This window comes from Vibrio sp. 1641, from assembly GCF_033339995.1.
In the GTDB taxonomy this organism is placed as follows: Bacteria; Pseudomonadota; Gammaproteobacteria; order Enterobacterales; family Vibrionaceae; genus Vibrio; species Vibrio alginolyticus.
Genome location: NZ_JAWOVP010000429.1, coordinates 1 through 549, shown reverse-complemented (window position 1 = coordinate 549; position 549 = coordinate 1). Strand labels below are relative to the sequence as shown.

The 549-nt window shown below is 43.4% G+C and carries 1 pseudogene; it reads left to right on the top strand.

Annotated elements, in window-relative coordinates:
* Positions 1 to 281: 281 nt before the first annotated feature.
* A pseudogene (locus tag R7Z47_RS26375) lies at positions 282 to 549 on the top strand (efflux transporter periplasmic adaptor subunit); the annotation flags it as partial.

The following is a 549-nucleotide window of genomic DNA, read 5'->3' as shown; positions in this document are numbered from 1 at the left end:
TTTTATCATCAATTTACACACTTTTTGACCCGTCCACTTGTACACAGAAAATTGTGATTTCCAACACAATATCTTCAAATCTGAGAGTTCTATTGCACCTTTACAACAAACGCATTCGACAAGCGTATAGAAACGTAAATTTTGTTGTATGTACAACACTGGGTAATTATCATTCTAACTAATTTGTTTGGGATAGATGCATATCCACTAATCATAATCGAGCCATTCAGAACGCATTGAATTGGATATTTGTAGGGCTTGCAAAATAAGAGAGATGTTTCATGAGACGTAGAACCACGCTATCGCTGCTGATTGCATCGAGCCTGTTTATGGCGGGATGTCAACCAAGCCAAGAAGGAACTGAGCAAGGTGGTGGCGCCGCTCCCGCAACCGAAGTGAATGTGTTGACGGTTGAACCTGTTCGACAAGCTTTGACGGTTGAGTTGCCGGGCCGCAGCCGTGCATTTAAAGAGGCGGAAGTCCGCCCACAGGTAACGGGTATTATTTCAGAACGTAACTTTGTTGAAGGTGGCGTTGTGGAAAAAGGTC